Here is a 20,756-nt window from a genome sequence, read left to right on the forward strand (position 1 = left end):
TATTACGGAATAGAGTGTCATAAAACACATTTTTTAGTAAGATTACCATTCATTATAATAAGCTGTTAATCATACCGTTAATCCTCTCAAGATTAGTCTGATCAAGCTCTTTCAGATATACTTGGGTCATTTCTTCTTTCGTGTGTCCCAAGCCGGTGCTGATCGTAGCAACGGACGCGCCATATTCTCTCGCCAGCGTTGCCCAGGTATGGCGGGCGGTATATGTTGTCAGTGACGGAGCAATACCCAAATTCTTGGATATGGTTTTTAAATGCCTGTTTGTCCGCCCTAAAGCTACGCGGTATTGTTCATATTCGTTTTTATCCGTTTTGGGGTTAATAACAGGTTTGATGACGGGAAACACATAGCCGTCCACATTCTCTTTATTAATCCCGTATTCATCCAGAATAGCCTGAATCTGGGGAGTAATTGTTATTTGAATAGTCTGTTTGGACTTATGCCTCCTATAGCTTATTGAATTTCCACAAATATTTTTCCATTTTAAAAAAATAATATCCACAAAAGCCATTCCCTGAGCATAAAAGCCAAATAAAAAAAGAGCCCGGGATTGCATCAGCTCCGGATTGGATTCAAGACCGGATTGCGTTAACCGCAACATCTGCTCTTTATCCAAGGCCCGTTTTATAGTTTTGCATGGTTTAGTGCAAATGTCTTTGAACGGATAATCGCATTTGGGCACGAAACCGTCTTTTACGGCCAGGTTATATAAGGTCCGGAAATTGCGCATATAATATGCCTCCGTATTCTCACTGGCTCCATTGCAAGATAAGAAGTCCTTGTAACAAGTTACGAACCGTTGGTTGATCTGGGACATTTTCACCTGATTTGAGCCGATAAATTTAGCCAAAGAGGAGCGTGTACTGCGATAAGCTGCCGCAATACCATCTTTTTTCATTGACTTTTTCCAGGCTATCTGTGAATCGATGAAATCCAATAATATGTATTTCCCGGCAGGCTTGATAGCAACGGCGGCAGCTATGTCTTTCACGGTATAGTCATCTCCGATGGCTTCAAGCCGCTTTATCTGCAGATAGAGCAACCTGACCGTCTTATGTAGTTCCCGGCTGATCTTGCAATCGGAGTAATTGTCAGAACTAACCTTTTCAAAAACCGGTATAAATTCATTTTCCTTCATACGGTATTTAGTATATACGATCTCTTTTTTCCTCTGGTGGAGAAGTTGAAATACCACAGGGTAACTTCCGTCTTTCAATGCTCTCGATTTGTTTAGCTTTAATTTTACTGTTGCCATAAATTTTAATTTGAGTATAACATAATTAATTTCTTCGGCGACAAAGAAAGGTGATTTTGACAAATACACACAGTATAAGCACTACCCTTTTATGCTTTAACACCGAGAAAAGAACATGTCGCAAATTGTTCTGAACAAACGCTTTCGGAAACTCTGTTAGGACAGACGCTGTTCAAAAGGGAATGGCCCGAAATGGTCATATCACACAGTTTTTTGCTCACGAATCAAGCAAAACCATCACTGTAGAGATGCAAATTTGCAACAATACTACCAATCGTTTAAGACTGACTTCTTAATTTGTTGCAAATATAATCGTATATATGCGGACGATAATTACCAATCAGCGCAGAAATACTGCGAATCAACAACGGGTAATCTATTTAGATGTAAGATTGTCTTTATTTCCGTTTCTTACCTGCATAGGAGTTCCCCCTAAATGCTGCTTGCAATAGAAATTAAAGTGTGAAGAAGTGGCAAATTTAAAATCGTACATAATTTGCTTTAACGGAATATCGGGATCTTTCAATTTCTGAAGGATTTGCTTGGCTTTACGGTCTTGCATCCATTTATAAGGAGTTTCATCGAAGTTCTCTTTAAAAAGTTTTTCAAATTGCCTTATACTGTATCCTAACAAATGAGCTAATTCCTTTGAAGTTTTCACTTTTGAGTAATTACCTAAAATCATTTCAACAAAAAGCGGACTGTTGCCCAATGACATATAAAAAATCTGTGCTATTTCTTCCTGAGTATAAAAATATTTGAATAGCAATTGCATTTCTTTGTATTTTAAAAGGTATAAGTGGTGACAGTTTATTCCGGCATCTACATAGTTTTTCATTTGATAAACCAGACTTTTCATTTCTTCTTTCATAGGAATACCCCGGCATAGGAATTTTACTGTGCTTTTCCTCTTGGAGAGTATTTTATTTCTCACACTTGAACATGGGAAAGCCGATGCATTGTACCCTGTAAGGATCAGGGTTGTTTTAGCAATTGCTTTCCATTTAAATTTATTATTCTTGGGTAGGAAGAACATTTCATTTTCCGATACAGGACGGTTGATATATTGATTAAAATCAATGATAATACTTCCTGTAAATAAGAAAATAAAATAATTACTTGTCTTACTGTATAGTTCCAGAGATTCCCCGGCTTTCATTTCGATGTACTGGGGTATAACCTTATAATCCGGAGAATAATAAGGGCATATTAGCTGATTGGGGTTTAAGTTTTGCATTTATTTTTTATATATGGGTATATAGCAAGGGCATTTACAATTAGCATGCATCTCTTTTCAATAAGACGTATCTCGATATACTTTTAAAGACAAGTAACCAATTATCAGAATTGCTGTTTTGTTTGTTTTTTAAACACTATATATGGCTCTATTATGGATAGGGCTCATACTGATTTATTTGAATGCAAATATAGACAATAATATTTAATATAAAGAGCTTATTGTGACGTTTTTTTTAGAAACAGAAGTATAGCAAGGAGTATCTGTTGTGGTAAAAAGATACCGGAAACATAAAGTATTCCGGACAGCACAAAAAAAATCAAAAGATGAATATATCTCAAAGTAAAATTAGGATATGATTACTTAATTAACATAAAGCGATAACAAAAAAAATATTGAAAAACATATCTTTGTTCCATTCATTAGGTAAATGGGTGCAAATGAAAAGAAAAAAACAAAACAGGAAATACATTGCATGGCTGTTACTAATAACATTTATGTCCTTTTTTGGCATAAAAGCTTTTCATTACCATGAAGAGACACATTCAGCTACACATGATGAATGTCAATCTTGTCCCAAATCCCCATGCAATCAGTGTCCGATCTGTGACTTTGCTTTTTCCCCTTTCCTACAGCAAGCAAAAGCTTCTCATAACAATCTAATAACTCCCACTCTGATTTATGAGCAAGAAATATCTCAGGATAAGGTCTATAAAACAGAACTTTATCCGTATTACCTGCATGCTCCGCCTATCCGGTTCTGACAGTAAAGTTGAGATAAAAATAAAAAAACAACTGACTCAGAACCAATTTTAGATGAACTACAAATTTATTATTTGCCTTTGCGGTTGGCTGATGCTGACCGTCATGGCCGTTTATGCCGAAAACGTACCTTCGGAAGGAGGTGATGCCCATATCTACGGTCACGTCACCGACAAGAAAAGCGGGAATCCCCTGCCGTATATAAACATTTATGTGAAAGGAACAACTATCGGCACAACCACCGATAGCTCTGGTCATTATTTCCTGAAAAATTCGCCAACAGGAAAACTAACCATTGAAGCGCAATTCATCGGTTACCGCACCTTGCAGAAAGAAGTCGAAGTAACACCCGGTTCCACCCAAGAACTTAATTTCACAATGGAAGAAGATAACATAGCACTGGATGAAGTCGTGGTTTCCGCCAACCGAGCCGAAACAATGCGTCGCATGGCTCCCAATCTGGTGAACGTAATGGACTCCAAACTATTTGAGAACACACATGCCGTTTGTCTGGCGCAGGGATTGAGTTTTCAGCCGGGTGTCCGGGTAGAAGATAATTGCCAAAGCTGTGGTTATACACAAGTACGCATCAACGGACTCGATGGGCATTATTCACAAATGCTGATTGACTCCCGCCCTGTGATTTCCGCACTTGCCGGCGTGTATGGTCTCGAACAGATACCGGCAAACATGATTCAGCGTGTAGAAGTAGTACGTGGGGGTGGTTCCGCATTATTCGGAGGATCTGCTATCGGCGGTACAATTAATATAATCACTAAAGAACCGACCCGCAATTCAGCGGAGTTCTCCCATTCTTTAATGTCCGTCGGAGGAAGTAGTGTTTTTGATAATAACACGACGTTGAATGCCTCTCTCGTCACCGACGACAATCGTGCCGGAGTATATATATTCGGGCAAAGCCGTCAACGTGACGGTTACGACCATGACGGGGACGGATATACGGAACTGCCCGTATTGAGAAATAAAGTAATCGGACTGCATTCATTTCTTAAACCCAGTACTCATTCCAAACTGACACTGGAGTACCATGCCATCAACGGATTCAGCCGGGGAGGAAACAAGTTGAATCTGCCACCACAAGAAGCGAATATAGCCGAACAAGCGGAACATACTATAAACAGCGGAGGAGTAACATACGATCTTTTTTCACAGGATGAAAACAATCATCTGAGCACTTACTTTTCTGTTGGTGATGTAGCCCGAAACAGTTATTACGGCGGAACAGGAGATGATTCTCCGGAAAACATAGCAGATGCGCAAAAGGCTTATGGAACTACACATGACCTGACGATGGTAGGCGGTGCGCAATACATGCATCGTTTCGGCCGGTTTCTGTTTATGCCCTCCGAATTGATTGCAGGTGCGGAATACAACTACGATAACCTGACCGACAAATATATCGGCTACAATAGAGACTTCAAGCAAAAAGTCAGGATAGGAAGTGCATTTCTGCAAAACGAATGGAAAAATAACCGGTGGGGCTTGCTTTTAGGAGGACGTCTGGACAAACACAATCTGATTAACCACGTGATATTCAGCCCGAGGATCAATCTGCGTTACAATCCGACACAGGAAATCAACCTGCGCGCCAGCTACGCAGGCGGTTTCCGCGCACCGCAAACTTTTGATGAAGACTTACATACCAGTCTGGTAGGTGGCGAACGTGTGGTAACGCGGCTGGCAAAGAACCTGAAGGAGGAGCGCTCTAACAGCTTCAGCGTTTCGGCCGATTTGTACCATACTTTCGGTAACATACAAGTCAACCTCTTGTTGGAAGGTTTCTATACCAACCTGAGCAATGTATTTGCCGAACGTAAATTGAATCAGCCTGACGAACAGGGAAATGAAATTCTGGAACGCTATAATGCTTACGGAGCAAAGGTTTTCGGCCTAAATGCAGAAGGAAAAGCGGCTTTCACTTCCTGGTTTCAATTACAAGCAGGACTTACATTGCAACAAAGCCATTATGATGAAGCAATAGAATGGGATGAAGATGCTCCCAAAGAGAAAAAAATGATGCGTACGCCCAATGTCTACGGGTACTTCACAGCAACACTCAATCCGCTCAAACATTTGTCGGCAACTTTCTCGGGCACCTATACGGGAAATATGCTGGTGGGGCATGCGGCAGGTTCAGGGGTCAATGAGCCAGTTGCAGTCACTACTCCGAAGTTTTTTGCAATCAATCTGAAGTTATCTTATGACATGACCGTATATAAAGGAGTAGTCTTGCAACTTAGCGGAGGAATTCAAAATATAACCAACGCCTACCAGAAAGATTTCGACAAAAATTGGAACCGTGATTCTGATTATATATACGGACCTTCACTGCCAAGGAGTTTCTTCTTCGGAGCAAGTGTCAGTTTATAAGGGCCAGCGTAGTAGACCAAGGATTCACATACCTCAGTTTAATGCTGCAAAACAAGGCTGACTTTATATTGGGATATAATGAAAACAATCAAAAGACTCTAAAAAGGAACGATGTAGACTGGTCACAATCCCGTGTAGCTTTTGTTTCACCAAGCTTTACTGATAATCAGAAAGAGGCTGTAAATTTCAGAGATTTAGCGATTGAACTTTGGGAAATAAAACGTTATGAAGGCGAACTGATTTCCATCAACCCCGTTCGTAAAACAAATGCAGCAGAAAGCATCAAGCCAATCATGTAGAAAAACACATATAACTTAAAAAAAATACATTTTTTTGTTTTCCCCTGAACAAAAATGATTTCTTCTACGTTTATAATTATGCAAATCGGCCTGAAGCGCTTTATGCCTATGGGAATATCCATAACAGCCGCAACGTATGCCTCCCCGGCATAGACAGGTAAGATTGCATAGTAGTTTTGTCGTGTTTTATTTTGTGTTTGTGTTGTGACGGTGCTGCGATGTGAATCGAAGTACCGTTTTTTTTGTACCTACCTCTCAGAAGCTAAAAGATTTACCATAAAAGAAGCAGAATACAGAGTAACGGGTTAAATGTTCCGATGGACGAATTGTCCGTCGATCCAGAACGTGGCATGCTCAGAACGGAACTTCAGTAAAACGTATTCCGGATCAGTCGGCCCCTTTGGAAAATGGGCGATAAACCAGTCTTGCCAATACTTCTGTTTGAGTCCGGCATCTGTCACTACCTCCACTTCACCCGTCAGGGCAACGCTATTCCCTTGTTCGTAGAAACAAAGACCCGCTTTCGGATTGCTCCGGAAATCTTTGGTTTTCACAGAATGATCTCCGGTTGCCATCCAAATCTCGGAAATACCTTCTGAGGCAATCTTGCTCAAAGGGACAGGGCGAGGATATCCCTCTTGATTGACCGAACTGAGTATTACCGTTTCACAACCTTGCAGCAAATTTGCTGCTCTTTCGTTTAATGATTTCATTGTATATGATATTTAGATTGATAATCCCTGCAAATATAAGCTTGCCCACCTACCCCGGCGTTGTAAAAAAACGACTTTTACAGAATTTGAAGCAGCAGGAAATGCAATATAAACCATGTTAGCGAAATTAATGCCATTTCTTACAGACATAGTTTATTTTACGCTCGCGATACAATGCCTGTACCCGAAACCAAATCCGAAACGCTTTTCTAAAGGAGATTTCCTTTATCATCCAACCGATATTTTATTTCTCAATATACGTCAGCAGCCCCTCTTGCGGTAAGGTCGGAGAGAGGAATGATTCTGCCGTACCGCCGGACAGCGTCTTGACCTCTTTCAGGAAGTGCGAAACATCGTAATATCCGGCATTCACCGCTACCGAGAGCAGGTTATTTGTCTCCGTCGTACTTTTCAGCAGATCAATCGCCTGCCTGAACTTCACAATCCGACTGTATTCTTTAGGGGTAAATCCGGTAAACAGCTTGAACCTCCGTTCCAGATGCCGCTGACACAAACAAGCATCTTCTGCCAGCAAACGGATCTCCCGCTGACCGTGGTACAAATGAATGCGGTTTACCGCAAAAACAATCTGTTTGTCCACTACATCGTGCTTGTACATCGACCGCACCAATACTGTCTCAATACACTGAATCCTGCTCCGCAAATCCGGAAGCTCGTAGAGTCGCTCTGTAAACGAATCATCGAATAGCTTGATTTCCAAGTCGGTACTACTGATCCGCTGACCGGCCAACTCCTGCACGGGCAAGTCCATGAATCGGAATAATCCGCAAGGATGAAAACGAATACCAACCATGTGAACCGTTTCGGTATACGCAACCAACTCCGAATAACGTTTCATCGGTCCCACGAAAAACGAACGGCAAGACGGCATGATCCGCCCTTCGCTGCCTACCGGTTGTGTTATCCCGCCCAAAGCGAAAATCAAATCGGTACACCCGTCCGGCAGGACGTTGATGCGCATCCCATACTCAGGACTTCCTTTGAACTCCCAGATTTTATCGACGTAAGGAGCCAGCAGTCCACAAGGTTGATATTCTCTATACATACTTCAATTTCGGGCAAATATAGTGAGAATCACTCACACCTGCTATTTATCCGAATACAAACCGATATGGTTTCCTTCGCTATCGGCAAAAACAGCGAAATGTCCCCTGCCTTCAGCGTCAATCTTCGTCTCGGGGATAATGACTTTCCCGCCTTTCTGCAGGACACGTTCCAGCGACTTGCCGATCTCTTCGCAATAGAAATGAATCAGCGTTCCCCGCTCAGAAGGCAGGAAATCAGGTGCCCACGACACCGCTCCCACCGCTTCGCCCTGCTCCATGAAGCAGGCCATCTTCTCCTCTTCATACTCCGAGACCGCCAATTTGATGTCCAACACTGTTTCATAAAATCCTACCGCCCGGTGGAAATCTGCCGCCGGAATCTCAAAAAACGCAATAAACTTTTCCATTTTCTTTCTATTAATAAGATGAATACTGTATGCCGGAAGTCACGTCTCCCAAGCACACCACAAAAGTAGGCCAAAGTACCCGCCCCGGATAGTAAAAAACAGACATCATTCCTCCGCGGAGAAATAATCGGAATAAGGGGCGCAAACAGCTAAGTATTCCACCGGAGTATATCCCGAAAAGAGTTTGAACTCCTTAATCATGTGCGATTGGTCGAAGAAACCACATTCGCAGGCCAGTTGCGCAAACGAAATGCCCGGCTGGCATTGCAGGGTGTACAACGCCCGCTGCATCCGCACAATGCGCAGAAACTCCTTGGGAGTAGCGCCTACATACTCCGCAAACACCCGCCCAAACTGCTTATTGCTCAGGCATGCTACGTCCGCCAGTTGTGCCGTACGGATGTGCGGATGGAGGGTCACCGCCTCCAAAGCGGTCGAAACCCGCTTCAGGTTGTATTCAGAAAAAGCGTAGAGACGGCTTAGCAGAAACTCTTCTATCAGGCGGATGCACGCCGCCTGATCCGGCATATCGGCTACCCGCCTGCCCAGATCAACCAACTGAGGATCGTCCGTCTCTTCGGTATTTACATTCATCCCACGAAACTCGCTGACAGGCATGTGGAGGAAAACTTTTGCGGCAAAGGGCTGAAAAACGACTACGATCATCTCCAACATCCCCGTAGACTCGACATCGGAATAGCCGAACGCCTGCCCGCTGATGAAAGAAGAGGGTTGCAACCGGCCTTCGGTCAGCGAAAGCAGTTGCCGCCCCCGGTGAAAGACCATCTGGACGCACCCCACGGGTAACGTCCGTTCGGATACCGGCGCAAGCGCATCGTCGCTCAATATCCAGTAATGCCGGACATAAGGGACGAGCGCCGCTGTGGGCATTATGATTCTGAATGATTGCATAGACTACAAATATATTGTTTTTTAGATCATCGCGGCAAAGATAAGGGACGGGAAAAAGAAGGGATAGGAAAAAAGAGACAAAGAAAAGCAAGAATGGACAAACGCAGCTGATATTTAGAACGTACTTTTGTCCCCCCAAGCCGACAGACATGAGTATTTAAGAAAGTTAGACTTATAGATAATAAGCAACACAACTTTATTTGTTTATTATAAACCTCTTTTCGAAAAGAATCATATCTTTGTACAGCTATAACTTTTAAATAAATTCTTTCGCCCATGATAGAAGCTCCCGAAGCCCGCCTACTGTGCGAGCAACTGAACAAGACCGTATGCGGCAAACGAATCACGGATGTGTTCGCTCAATACACACCACATAAATTTGCCTGGTTTTATGGTAAACCGGAAGAGTGTGCCGAACGCCTGGTTGGCAAGACCATTGACAGAGCCTGCCCACAAGGCGGAATGGTCGAACTAACGGCCGGAGACACGATGTTGGTTTTGACAGACGGAGTCAATCTTCGTTATTTCGAATCGGGAGCGAAGTTACCCTCCAAACATCAGCTGCTGGTGGCATTCGATGACGAAAGTTGCCTGGTAGCATCGGTACGGATGTACGGAGCACTGTTGTGCTTTACCCAAGGACATTTTGACGCACCGTTGGCAGCCTATTACGAAACGGCCAGAACAAAGCCACAAGTGATGTCGGACGCCTTTGACAAGGAGTACTTTCTTGGATTGGTAAATGCGCCGGAAGCACAGAAGAAATCGGCAAAAGCTTTTCTGGCAACGGAACAGACAATTCCCGGACTGGGCAACGGAGTATTGCAAGACATCCTGTACCATGCGCATATTCATCCCAAGACAAAGATCGACAAACTGGGCGCAGAAGAAAAGGAGAAAATATACGAACAAGTGAAAGAGACACTACAAGATATCTACCGCCTGGGCGGACGAAGCACCGAAACCGATTTGTTCGGAGTTCCCGGCCGGTACGTAGCCTCCCTGTCAAAAAATACGGCGGGACAGGCATGCTCCAAATGTGGTGAAACCATTGTGAAAGAGAATTATCTGGGAGGAAGTATTTATTATTGCAGAGGATGCCAAGTAATGAAATAAAACCCTTCCCCATACAACTTTCAAACTATAAAAGCAGTTGAAATAACTCTTTTCTCATGTAACTATAAAAACAAAAAGAATAATGAAACAAGAAGTATTATTTATCATTCTCAACGAATATGCCGATTGGGAAAGTGCTTTCATAGCAGCGTCCCTTCATTCCGGACTAATGCCGGGCAGTGAAATCAAGTACGTAGTCAAAACAGTAGCCCCCACTTTAGATACGGTCCGTTCTTTGGGCGGTTTCCGTACTCTGCCGGACTACAGTTTCGACAACCTTCCTTCTGATTATGCTGCCTTGGTCCTAATTGGTGGTATGCAATGGCAATCTCCTGAAGCAGAACGTGTATTCCCCATCGTGCAGGATGCTTTCGAAAAAGGAAAAGTGATTGGTGGCATCTGTAACGCTGCTTCATTTCTATGCGCCCATGGCTTCCTAAACCATGTTAAGCATACCGGAAACACCCTTGCCGTGCTCAAACAGTGGGGCGGAGAACAATATACCAACGAGGATGGTTACCTGGAAAAGCAAGCTGTCGGTGATAAGAACATAGTTACGGCAAACGGTACTGGTTATCTGGAATTCACCCGTGAGTTGCTATTAGCATTGAAAGCCGATACGCAGGAAAAGATCGAGGCATTTTATGATTTCAGTAAAAATGGACTTGTGAGATAGCAACAGGTTTACCAAACACACAAGACAGTATGAAAAAAGGATTCACCGTACTTCTATTTTTATTCTCTCTGGCAGAAGTATATGCACAAACGGAATTCACGACTTGTCTGTTTGACTCAAGCCGGAACCGGATAGTGCCGGTAGCTATTTATCAACCGCGAAAAGAAAATCCCAAAACAAGAGTCATTATATTCAACCATGGATATGACGGAAACAAGAACGATAAATCGAACCAAAGTTATTCATATCTGACTCGTTTTTTGGCAGAAAAAGAATATTATGTGATAAGTATCCAACACGAATTGTCCGATGATCCTCTTTTGGCTATGGAAGGAAATTTTATGGAAACCCGTATGCCTAACTGGAAAAGAGGAGAAGAAAATATTCTCTTTACAATCCGGGAGTTTAAGAAGCTAAAACCGGATCTGCAATGGGAGAAACTTTGTGTGATAGGTCATTCAAACGGAGGTGATATAACCATGCTCACCGCAACGGATCATCCGGAACTGATAACGAAAGCTATCTCAATGGACCACCGGAGAATGATAATCCCAAGAACACAAAAGCCACGGATATACACGTTGAGAGGGTGCGATTATGATGCTGATCCGGGCGTACTCCCAACCAGCGAGGAGCAAAAGAAATTTCGAATAGAAGTTGTGCGACTGGATGGAGTTACACACAGTAACATGGGAGAAAACGGATCGGCAGAACAACATGATCTTATTAAGCGACACATATATATGTTCTTAAATAACTAATTATTTTTTAGATAATTACACAATATACCATGACATATCCTTCTGGATTATCCGACTTCTAAAAGTAAAAAATAGTATAAGCAAACCTTTCGGGCTCAATACAAACAAACAGACGAATCACGGATATGGAGTGTGATACGAATCCGAAATCTTTCTTACTACCGATTTATCCGCTTCCGCCCAGTCCAATGTTGCCATCTCCCCAGGAGAGAGCCACTGTGCAGCAATATGTTCTTTCAGTACATATTGCTCTCTGATAGGATGACATAGAAAAGCGTGCATCGTAATTTCGAAATCAGGATAGATGTGATGGACTGTCAAAAGCTTCTCTCCCACTTCAATAGTATAATCCATTTCTTCCATAATTTCTCTTTGAAGTGCTTCCTGCAAAGATTCACCTTTCTCCACTTTTCCACCCGGAAATTCATACCTGAAAGAAGTATATGAAAATTTAGTCCGTCCCCGTTGTACACAAAGATATTTTCCTCCAGATCTGATAACGGCTGCTACGACTTCTATACTTTTCATAATGACTGCGGTATTGGGTTTCGAAGATAATGGATGCAAAAGTAATAAAAGAATGTGGGAAAGGAGGAAATTAAAAGTAATAAAGACTAATCTTAAATATTTTCCCTACCTTTGTTAATCACCGGAATGTAAGTCCCATAACGATAAGACAATTAACAATTAATACATTGAAAAACAATTATCAGCATATAAAATGAACACCACTCCCCAACTCTACCAATCAGGTAACAGTGCACTCATGTCGAAGAAGAAAATTGCTTTCTTATGTTCCCGGCAAGTACCTGAAAATAAAACAGCATCTATTTATCGCTGGGCAAATCAATTATTACCGGAAAGAGATTGCATCCTTTGCGGAAATCATTCAAAAATGGAACAAGAGGTCTTTAATATACTATTGGAGAAGAAAATACCAGTCATTCTGGTACTGGCTGAAAGCATGAAAGAAGAATGGAGTAATCATATTAAGTTGGCACTCAAAGAGAAGAGGCTATTGATAGTAACTGCCTGTAATAGCCAGGTACACAGAATTAATCATCAATCAGCCTATGACCGGAATGAAATAATACTTTCATTTGCGGACCATGTTATAATCGGTTATTGTAAACCAGGAGGAAATATCGACAGACAAATTAGCGGAAAAACAAACATTACATTTTTACACAATTCGAATTACCTGCCGACAGAACCTACCCTTATGGAGAGAGCGGCAGACAGTGATGTTATAACCTATAGGACATCCACAAAAGGAGGAGAACTCTTTTTAGATATTAAACAGGACTTAAGCGGACAAGAATATCTAAAAATTACCCAAAGTAAACATCAAGGAAATAAGGGTTTCCACAGAGAAACGATTTTCATCAACAAGGATGAAATACTCCAGTTCAAACAAGAATTAGACCGAGCTATTGAATATTGGGGATTGAACCCTATAAAGCAAAAACAGACTCTTAGTTTCAAAAGAGAAGAGTATGGCAACGCCTATTTGCCATGGGAAAAGAGTGCAGATGATTATCTTCTCCGGTTGTATGCGGAAGGCAAAACCATTAACGAACTGACAGAGATATTCGAACGGAATGACGGAGCGATACGTTCCAGATTACAAAAACTGGGAATTAAATTAAGATAATGATATTATCTGGTTTTAAAACGACATCTCTTATTAAATACGGGTAGAGAGAAAAGGGTTTTACAAATGTGACACTGTAAAAAAATGATAGAAAAAGTAGTCAGCAATTCCAAAGGCATAGAAGAGAATCGAGTGGAAAAACACAGTAAAGGACATTGCAAATGTATTTAGAATCACTCTTAAAAGACATTCGTCCCTATATGAATTCTGACAAGAAATAATATACCGCCATCCCCACCTGCAATACCCCAATTACCGGTATACCATATTTAAATTTAAGATGCCGTGTCTTATGCCGAAACGTATACATCCCTGCCCATGCACCTAACGAACCTCCCGCTACGGCTATTCCCAGCAGGTGGACTTCGGGAGTACGCCATCGTTTTCGGGATGCGTTCCGTTTATCGATACCGTACATAACAAAAGAAACGGTATTCACGATTATCAGATATAAGAAAAGTAACTTCAACGGTTGGCTCTTTTTTAATTCGCCGGCAAAGATACGCATTTTTAATCAAGCCCGATTTGTCGGCCGAAAGATTCTCTGTATCTTTGCCCGCATGGCAGAGAAAAACGAATTACATAAAAGGAACAAGCATAACGGACAGTACGATTTTTCAAGACTGATGGAAGAGTATCCCCCGTTGAAGAAGTTCGTCGCACCGAACGCATACGGGACGACAAGTATCGATTTCTTTAATCCGCAGGCGGTGAAGGCACTCAACAAAGCCTTGTTGATAAGCTGTTACGGCATACGATACTGGGATATTCCTAAGAATTACCTGTGTCCGCCCATTCCGGGAAGAGCGGACTATATCCATTACATAGCGGATTTGATTCAACCCGAAAGCCCGATACAGGCAGAAGCGGCTACAAAAGCCACTCACCCATGCAGGTGTCTTGATATCGGTGTAGGTGCCAACTGTATCTACCCCATTATCGGACAAACAGAATATGGATGGACTTTCGTCGGTTCCGATATTGATCCTATCTCCATTGATAATGCACGAAAGATTGTAACTTGCAATCCGGCACTGGCCCATAAAATAGAACTCCGGCTGCAACGGGACAGCCGAAAGATATTTGAAGGGATCATTGCTCCGGATGAATACTTCGATGTAACCATCTGTAATCCTCCTTTCCACAGTTCCAGAGAAGAAGCTGAAGACGGGACGCTGCGTAAACTCAGTAGCCTAAAGGGGAGAAAAATAACCAAAGCCCAGCTCAACTTCGGAGGCAATGCCAACGAACTTTGGTGCGAAGGTGGAGAACTTCGCTTTCTGCTGACCATGATCGAAGAGAGCCGGAACTACCGAAAGAATTGCGGATGGTTCACCAGTCTGGTATCGAAAGAAAAGAACCTGGGTAAACTGACCGCCAAACTCAAATCAGTCGGTATATCTGAACATAAGATTATCGAGATGCGTCAAGGTACTAAAACCAGCCGGATTTTGGCATGGAGATTCTGAGAAAGATATAGTTACTAAATTAGCAAGTATCTACTCAAATCTTTCAAGGAGGCGGCCTTAATAAAAGATCATCCGCAATGCAGAGATATCATTGAGGTTAAACAGTTTATCACTCCAAACAAACAAATTCCGGAAAACGTGTTTTAACACTGTATTAAAACTTGCTTTCTACAAACAAAAGACTTGTCCTTTAACTGTGAAAAAGAAGTCCTTTGTTTGCAAACAATCAGAATCATTCATTCCGAGTTAACACTGTTAATAGGAAAACTATACATTATTATGAACATATTAATCCTCAGCAATGCTGACAGTTGCCGCAGCTGGATCGCACAGGCTCTTCTTTCCTCGCTTGGAAAAGGTATGAAAATATATTCTAAAGGAGCAGTTGCTCCCGCGATGTACTTGCGGAGCCAACGACCTTTGCAGATGTGAGTGAGGGAAATTACTCCCTCACCTCTTGCTTTATCAGCCGTGTCACGCTTGTAATATTTCGCTTGTCTTTATTCAGGATATAAGTATATTTGTAATCGCTTGCCCGGTAAGAAGTAGGCGAACTATTCACCAGGATAATATTCCGGTTATTGGCAAAGTCCAAAATACCTTTAATATTATTGGGATGCAGTTTTCCGATCTCGTCCATCATGCAGTGCAGCTTGAAGTCATTGAACTGATGCGATGCCTTTTCCTTGAACACATTCAGCAACATGATGTTAATCATGGCCTTCACCAGAATATCCGTTCCGTCGGAACCTACATTTGCCAGTTTCTCCACCCATCCACTGTCATTATCGTTCTCCACAATGCGAAACTGAAGTTCGAAAGTATCAGAAAGCGTCAGTTCCTTTTCCTTGTTCAGTGCCAGTTCTTTCACCAGCGACTGCAATAAACTTACCGCCTGCCGATTCTGTTCCACAAGCTCCTCCTGACCGAACAGGCTAAACATGCCCAGAGCACCCGGTTGATTCCGGTCGCAAAACTCTTTGATGGTAACAAAATGTTGCATGATACGATTGCCACTGGGTACAATCTGTAAGGCAATGCTTTTGATGACCCCGGCGAAATTGCGTTCCACAAAGTCACTATTGATGTCGTTGATAGTTTTGCGAATCAACCCTTCTTTTGAAAGCATATCCGCCGTCTCTTTCCCGATCCGGTGAATCAAGTCGGTATATGCTTCATTCGAACGACGTTCAAAGTCAATGATCTTATCATTATCAATGAACTCTTTGAGATCGGCAGCAAAGGTCATAAACTCGTCGCGCTTTGTAAGACGTGTACGGAAGTTGAACGTATTCTGTTCGGAGAAGTTACCCGTAAAGCGACCGACCGCTTCCCGGAAGTCCTTTTCTTGTTCAATCTGCCGATAATGATTCTGTGTCAGCTCCTCTATCACTTTCTTGCAGCGCTTCACACTCTCTGCTTCCACTCCCGTTTGCAGTACAGGCGGACAAATATTGAGTGTTTTGAAGTTCTCAGTCTCCCGGATATCCTCTTCTAAATGCTTCAAGCGGGTATTTGTCTCAACTAATTGCTTGTTCAGTCCCGTTACTTTCTGATTCAGTTCTTCTTCCTTCAAGCGGAACTTCTCTTTCTCACCGTCCAGTTCTTTCTCGGCCAACTGCTTTCCATTTCTGAATTCGTCCATACGGTCGAAGAATTCCCGCTTATCCTTTTCGTAATCGTAAACCAGACGGCGGTGCTGCTCGATAAACGCTAACTCCTGTTCCGTGCGGGCCACTTCATTACGCAGGGCAGTGATACGTTCCGTATCCACCCCTTTTCCGGAAAGTTCATGCAACAGGTCCTTATCCATTGTCTCCAGCAGTTCATCGGTTTTCTTCTTTTCAGAAGCAATGGACTGATGGATCTCCTCCTGCTTGTTACGGATCAGAGTGTCTTCTTCCTGCATTCTCTGGTTACGTTCCTTCTCTTTCTGGCGGATTCGGGTTTCAAGTAAGTGATTGAACTGTTCCAGTTCCGCCGCTGACTCCTGCAAACTGTGTGTAGCCTCAGCCAACTGTTTTTCCAACTGTTCCAGCAATATACGTTTCTCCTCACCTGCCTTCTGCTCCAGCATGATTTCATCTGCTTTCAGAACCTGAATACGCTTATCATTCTGTTCCATACAGTAAGCGGACTGAGCCATCTCTTCCTTATAAGTATTAAGGACAGTCTGGTGTTTCTTCCGGATGGCAGCCAGCTCTTTCTCTTTTTCCTCTATCGACTTCTCAAGATTCTGCTGCCATTCATGTATCTCCTTACGAATTGCTTCCTGCTCTGCGGCATACTCCTGCACACTTTTCACTTCTTTCCGGATAGCCGAAAGATCGAGTTTGATGCCATAGAAAGAGTCTTGTCCGGTATCCGGAACAGATTGGGGATTGAGTTCCTTACTGAATAAAACAAGTTTTTCGTCTATCACCTTGCCAATGGTATTCTCCCATCCCGGACAATTTCTGCTCAACCATTCATAGAGTGATCCCTGACAGTTATCAAGTAACCGGTCTATCTCCGCCACTTTTTCTCTACCAACCGCAATCTGCTGCTCTATTTCCTTCTGACGGACGCCCGACTGTTGCTCACAGGCAGCCTGATCCAGTTCCCATTGCCGACGTACCAGCCCCATTTGTTGTTCTGCCTCTTTCAGCTTCAACCGGCATTCGTGATTCTCCTTTTCCAATGCAACGCGTTCCGTCCGGCAGGCCTGTAACTCTTCTTCATGGAAAGTCCGGTGCAGGCACTTCTCCCGTTCCATCTTCAACTGATAGATGCCCTCTTTTTTCTTTTCTGTCTGTTCTCGCAGGAGGGTCAACTTCCCTACTTCCTGCTCACGCACCTCTTTCAATATTTTATCGTACTCCTTTCGTACAGCCTCCTTACGTTCGATAGCACGTAAATGGAGCGTATTCAGCTCAGCATTTTTACCGTTACGGAAACGTTCAAAGGCACTGGAAGCCTGTTCCTTCAGTAGCTTATACTGGCTGTTGATGTCGTCAAAGCGAGCAGTCAACATGGTCAGCTGCTCCTCCAACATCTGTTTGTGGAGTATGGCCTCGGGCTCCGCATTCACCCGGTCGCACACATTATAAATATCCTGCGACTCATACCGTTCCTTTCGTTCACGCGCAGTTTTCAAGTTCTCGTTCTGTACCCTGACAAGCCCCAGCAAACGGTCGCGCTCACTCTGAAATTTCCCGGAAAGTTCCTCAAGCTGGTGTTTCTCTTTTGCCAACTCTTTCAACAGTTCCTCTTTCTTCTGTTGCAGTGAAGGGAGCAGCTCCTGTGCCATCCGGAAAGTATAATTCAGTTCCCCGGCCAGCGTACGCGCCTGTTGCTCCAGATAATGCATTTCCCTATAAAGTTCAATTACCCAGTCAGCCTGCCGGCGAACAGTAACCTCGCCGTTCTTGTTCTTCCTGAACCACTTGCTGATATCGGTCACCTCTTCATCGAACCGTCGCAGATGATGGGCATATTGCCCCAGATCGATACGCACATCTTCTTCGTTCAGTGACATGATGATGGTTTGCTTGATGAACTCAGCATCGAGCTTTGAATTCAGGAAAACATTCTGAATGGTACGCGGTATATTCTGGTACTGACGGCTCTCGGTAATGGCAAACTTTCGTAACTCCGGAGGAAGCCCCCGGTTGTTGCCGAAAATGATGTCACGATACTCCTCATACGTCTCTACGCGACGGCTCTTATAGACAAAGCTGCCAAGGGCATCGCGTATCTGATCCCACTCTTCATAAGCCTTTCCTTCGGGAGAAATAAAATATTCTTTTTTGTAACCCGTTCCCAGAAAACGGAAACAAACTCTCCCTTGGGATCGAAAAGCCAACACACAATACGATGCATCATCTACGGTCACTTCATAAATAATATATGAATTGAGGTACGGAAAGTAATATTCGTCAAAGCTCTTTTTCTCTTTTGATATGCCCAGCTTCGTCTTATCGGCATTGTAAAAGAAAAGCAGCGCACGTAACGCCGTACTCTTCCCCACCCCCTGTGTACCGATAAAGTGAACATTGCCGTCTATCTGTATTTCGGCATATTGTATACGGGCACTATTGATGAAAACAATTTTATTCAGGTATCTCATTCTGTATTTCTTCTGATATGTTAATACAAGCGACCAACTCTTCCAGATAGCCGAAAGCCGCCACTACTTTATAGGTGGAAGTGATCTCGTTCTCCAGTTCAATGAAGCCGTCACGTTTCAGGTCATTCACTATTTTATCGATCATCTCTTCGTGCTTCTCCCGTCCGGCAAGTTTCTTCAATCCGGCGAGTTTCTCCTTCAGTTCCAGGTCGGTACCTACTTTTACGACCATATCGGCCGGCTGGAAACGGAATCCGGATGAAAAAGCCGCATCGTAGGTTTTAATGAAATCGAGCACATCAATCCAGCGGGCGGCAATCTCTAACTTACGCTCCAGATCGACTTTATTTTCCCGACGGGAGAAATAATAATATTCATTCCCGCTCTCAAGGATAAAGTTGATGGCAGCAAAGAAATCGTACAACTCCGACTGATTATCTTCGATCACCGTATAGAGTTGGCGGATATTGGGATTGGTACTATCGGAAGAGATGAATCCTCCTTTACTCAGTATTTCAAATATTTCAGCAGTTTGTTTAATCATTACTATAATGGCTTTGAGTTCACCACAGATTACACAGATTAACACAGATCTTTTAATTTAACTCTCAATAAAATAAATTATTAATCTGTGAGAATCCGTGTAATCTGTGGTGAGTTGTATTCGTTTCTAAACTATTTCGCCTGTCCTTTCCGAATAAATCAGTGCATATTCCACCCCACCCATTCTGCCATAATCACCGGTGATACGGAGTTCTTCGTAAAACTGGGATACAATCTGGCAGTAGAACGTTATCCGCTCATCAAAAGAAACCTCTTGTGCGAAAGGATAGGCAGCCACAAACGAAAACAAATCTTCTTCAGCCTGCATAAACCGCTTCTTCACTTCTTCCAGATTGATATAAGCCTCTTCCGATATATGGGTCTCAAGAGAGTCTTCGGCAATACTGCCGGCCACATTCCGGGTCAGGATGGCACGCTTGCCGATCATGGTTATCACTTTACGGATGCTCTCCAACACTTCATCATCATTACGAAGATATTCTACGGAGAGACGTAACGGATAGGCCGGTGCAGGTTCGAACCAGACACTGTCTTTCTGCATCAACACCTCGCAGATATTGGTTCGTTCTTCCAGTTCGAACTGATCTTTCAAGTATTTCAGCTGCCGGATCTTAACCCGGATCTTGTTCTGATACTCTATTTTGTTCAGATAGCTGATAATCTGCTTTTGTATCTCGATCAGGTTGTGGAAACATTCATTGAGCTGTATCCGTACGTTTGCCACCACAAGCCCGAGTTCCTCGTCCGGTATCCGCCGGAAGAAGCGGTCTTCTTCATTGGCAAGAAGCTCCTCGCTCACTTTTATCAATGCCTCGATATCCCGCCGTTTCTCGTCCAGGCGAACCAGTTTTTTCTTCTTGATCTGATAGTTCGGCTCATTCTTGAAAGTACTGTCAATGTTACGCTTCAGGTCGATCACATTGCGCAAGGTGGTCAAGGCGATATTACGTAATATCCGCTTGATGGTACGCAGATAGGTCGTTTTCCGTTTCTCGTGGTTTTCTTGCTGATAATAAGAGATAGTATCTTTGAGATAACTGATATGCTCGTTGACAAACGAAGTGTTGATCTCTTCATTCACTTCGAGCACCTGCTCGAAGAAATGCAGATAAATATCCTCCATCTCAAGAAACGAACCATTCTCACGAAGCACTCCGTGATCGATCAGGCTCTGTATACGTTGTAGTTTATATTCTGTCAGTTCCAGTGCATATTCCCGCCGGAAGGATTGCTGTTTCCGCTTGCTGAACATCTGTTTCAGCAGGAGCTGTTCTCGGCTCATCATCTTCAGCAACTCGTCGATAGAATGAAATGTAGTCATGTATAACGGCTATAAGCTTTTCAGGA

The 20,756-nt window shown here is 43.1% G+C and carries 19 protein-coding genes; 8 read left to right on the plus strand and 11 right to left on the minus strand.

Features of this window, described 5'->3' with window-relative positions; all coding sequences use genetic code 11:
* Window positions 1–52: 52 nt before the first annotated feature.
* Both FDF36_RS04865 and FDF36_RS21140 read right to left on the minus strand, forming a co-directional pair.
* Entirely contained in the window at window positions 53–1,273 is a 1,221-nt protein-coding gene (locus FDF36_RS04865) for a tyrosine-type recombinase/integrase (RefSeq protein ID WP_220390552.1), read from the minus strand.
* Window positions 1,274–1,649: 376 nt separating this feature from the next.
* Entirely contained in the window at window positions 1,650–2,144 is a 495-nt protein-coding gene (locus FDF36_RS21140) for a helix-turn-helix domain-containing protein (RefSeq protein ID WP_259281367.1), read from the minus strand.
* 1,182 nt (window positions 2,145–3,326) lie between these two features.
* Between FDF36_RS21140 and FDF36_RS04875 the strand changes: the two genes are divergently transcribed.
* On the plus strand, window positions 3,327–5,663 hold the full coding sequence (locus FDF36_RS04875; protein ID WP_220390554.1) for a TonB-dependent receptor: 2,337 nt from the start codon (window positions 3,327–3,329) through the stop codon (window positions 5,661–5,663).
* 41 nt (window positions 5,664–5,704) lie between these two features.
* Complete coding sequence (locus tag FDF36_RS04880; RefSeq protein WP_259281368.1) at window positions 5,705–5,962, plus strand: hypothetical protein; 258 nt, start codon at window positions 5,705–5,707, stop codon at window positions 5,960–5,962.
* A 305-nt stretch (window positions 5,963–6,267) separates the two neighbouring features.
* Here the strand turns inward: FDF36_RS04880 and FDF36_RS04885 are convergent, their stop codons facing one another.
* The 4 genes from FDF36_RS04885 to FDF36_RS04900 form a co-directional block, all read right to left on the minus strand.
* Window positions 6,268–6,675, minus strand: coding sequence for a pyridoxamine 5'-phosphate oxidase family protein (locus FDF36_RS04885; RefSeq protein ID WP_220390555.1), 408 nt, complete (start codon window positions 6,673–6,675; stop codon window positions 6,268–6,270).
* A 244-nt stretch (window positions 6,676–6,919) separates the two neighbouring features.
* The gene (locus FDF36_RS04890) at window positions 6,920–7,741 is read right to left on the minus strand and encodes a helix-turn-helix domain-containing protein (RefSeq protein WP_220390556.1); all 822 of its coding nucleotides are present in this window, start codon (window positions 7,739–7,741) and stop codon (window positions 6,920–6,922) included.
* 42 nt (window positions 7,742–7,783) lie between these two features.
* Window positions 7,784–8,149, minus strand: a complete 366-nt coding sequence (locus FDF36_RS04895) for a VOC family protein (RefSeq protein ID WP_005780096.1) — start codon at window positions 8,147–8,149, stop codon at window positions 7,784–7,786.
* Window positions 8,150–8,254: 105 nt separating this feature from the next.
* Complete coding sequence (locus FDF36_RS04900) at window positions 8,255–9,061, minus strand: AraC family transcriptional regulator (RefSeq protein ID WP_220390557.1); 807 nt, start codon at window positions 9,059–9,061, stop codon at window positions 8,255–8,257.
* Window positions 9,062–9,337: 276 nt separating this feature from the next.
* Between FDF36_RS04900 and FDF36_RS04905 the strand changes: the two genes are divergently transcribed.
* The 3 genes from FDF36_RS04905 to FDF36_RS04915 all read left to right on the plus strand — a co-directional run bounded on the left by FDF36_RS04905 (window position 9,338) and on the right by FDF36_RS04915 (window position 11,614).
* Window positions 9,338–10,177, plus strand: coding sequence for an endonuclease VIII (locus tag FDF36_RS04905; RefSeq protein ID WP_220390558.1), 840 nt, complete (start codon window positions 9,338–9,340; stop codon window positions 10,175–10,177).
* Window positions 10,178–10,259: 82 nt separating this feature from the next.
* On the plus strand, window positions 10,260–10,853 hold the full coding sequence (locus tag FDF36_RS04910; RefSeq protein WP_220390559.1) for a type 1 glutamine amidotransferase family protein: 594 nt from the start codon (window positions 10,260–10,262) through the stop codon (window positions 10,851–10,853).
* Window positions 10,854–10,882: 29 nt separating this feature from the next.
* On the plus strand, window positions 10,883–11,614 hold the full coding sequence (locus FDF36_RS04915) for an alpha/beta hydrolase (RefSeq protein WP_220390560.1): 732 nt from the start codon (window positions 10,883–10,885) through the stop codon (window positions 11,612–11,614).
* 117 nt (window positions 11,615–11,731) lie between these two features.
* Here the strand turns inward: FDF36_RS04915 and FDF36_RS04920 are convergent, their stop codons facing one another.
* Window positions 11,732–12,142, minus strand: a complete 411-nt coding sequence (locus FDF36_RS04920) for a (deoxy)nucleoside triphosphate pyrophosphohydrolase (RefSeq protein ID WP_220390561.1) — start codon at window positions 12,140–12,142, stop codon at window positions 11,732–11,734.
* 193 nt (window positions 12,143–12,335) lie between these two features.
* Between FDF36_RS04920 and FDF36_RS04925 the strand changes: the two genes are divergently transcribed.
* Entirely contained in the window at window positions 12,336–13,268 is a 933-nt protein-coding gene (locus tag FDF36_RS04925) for a DNA-processing protein DprA (RefSeq protein ID WP_005807309.1), read from the plus strand.
* 196 nt (window positions 13,269–13,464) lie between these two features.
* Here FDF36_RS04925 and FDF36_RS04930 read toward each other — a convergent pair whose 3' ends face one another.
* Window positions 13,465–13,776 (minus strand): DUF1294 domain-containing protein, encoded by a 312-nt coding sequence (locus FDF36_RS04930; protein ID WP_080720206.1) that lies wholly within the window; start codon window positions 13,774–13,776, stop codon window positions 13,465–13,467.
* Between the two features lie 52 nt (window positions 13,777–13,828).
* Between FDF36_RS04930 and rlmF the strand changes: the two genes are divergently transcribed.
* Window positions 13,829–14,737: a 23S rRNA (adenine(1618)-N(6))-methyltransferase RlmF gene (rlmF, locus tag FDF36_RS04935; protein WP_220390562.1), complete on the plus strand. Its 909-nt coding sequence runs from the start codon at window positions 13,829–13,831 to the stop codon at window positions 14,735–14,737.
* Window positions 14,738–15,016: 279 nt separating this feature from the next.
* Window positions 15,017–15,169, plus strand: coding sequence for a low molecular weight phosphatase family protein (locus FDF36_RS04940; RefSeq protein WP_220390896.1), 153 nt, complete (start codon window positions 15,017–15,019; stop codon window positions 15,167–15,169).
* 10 nt (window positions 15,170–15,179) lie between these two features.
* On the opposite strand, the gene FDF36_RS04945 is transcribed toward FDF36_RS04940, so the two are convergent.
* The 3 genes from FDF36_RS04945 to FDF36_RS04955 form a co-directional block, all read right to left on the minus strand.
* On the minus strand, window positions 15,180–18,845 hold the full coding sequence (locus tag FDF36_RS04945; RefSeq protein ID WP_220390563.1) for an ATP-binding protein: 3,666 nt from the start codon (window positions 18,843–18,845) through the stop codon (window positions 15,180–15,182).
* The gene (locus FDF36_RS04950) at window positions 18,829–19,389 is read right to left on the minus strand and encodes a condensin complex protein MksE (protein ID WP_220390564.1); all 561 of its coding nucleotides are present in this window, start codon (window positions 19,387–19,389) and stop codon (window positions 18,829–18,831) included. Before FDF36_RS04950 ends, FDF36_RS04945 begins: the two co-directional genes overlap by 17 nt.
* Before the next feature lie 126 nt (window positions 19,390–19,515).
* On the minus strand, window positions 19,516–20,730 hold the full coding sequence (locus FDF36_RS04955) for a hypothetical protein (RefSeq protein WP_005780125.1): 1,215 nt from the start codon (window positions 20,728–20,730) through the stop codon (window positions 19,516–19,518).
* Between the last annotated feature and the right edge of the window lie 26 nt (window positions 20,731–20,756).

Source organism: Bacteroides fragilis, from assembly GCF_019583405.1.
GTDB classification, from domain to species: Bacteria; Bacteroidota; Bacteroidia; order Bacteroidales; family Bacteroidaceae; genus Bacteroides; species Bacteroides fragilis_B.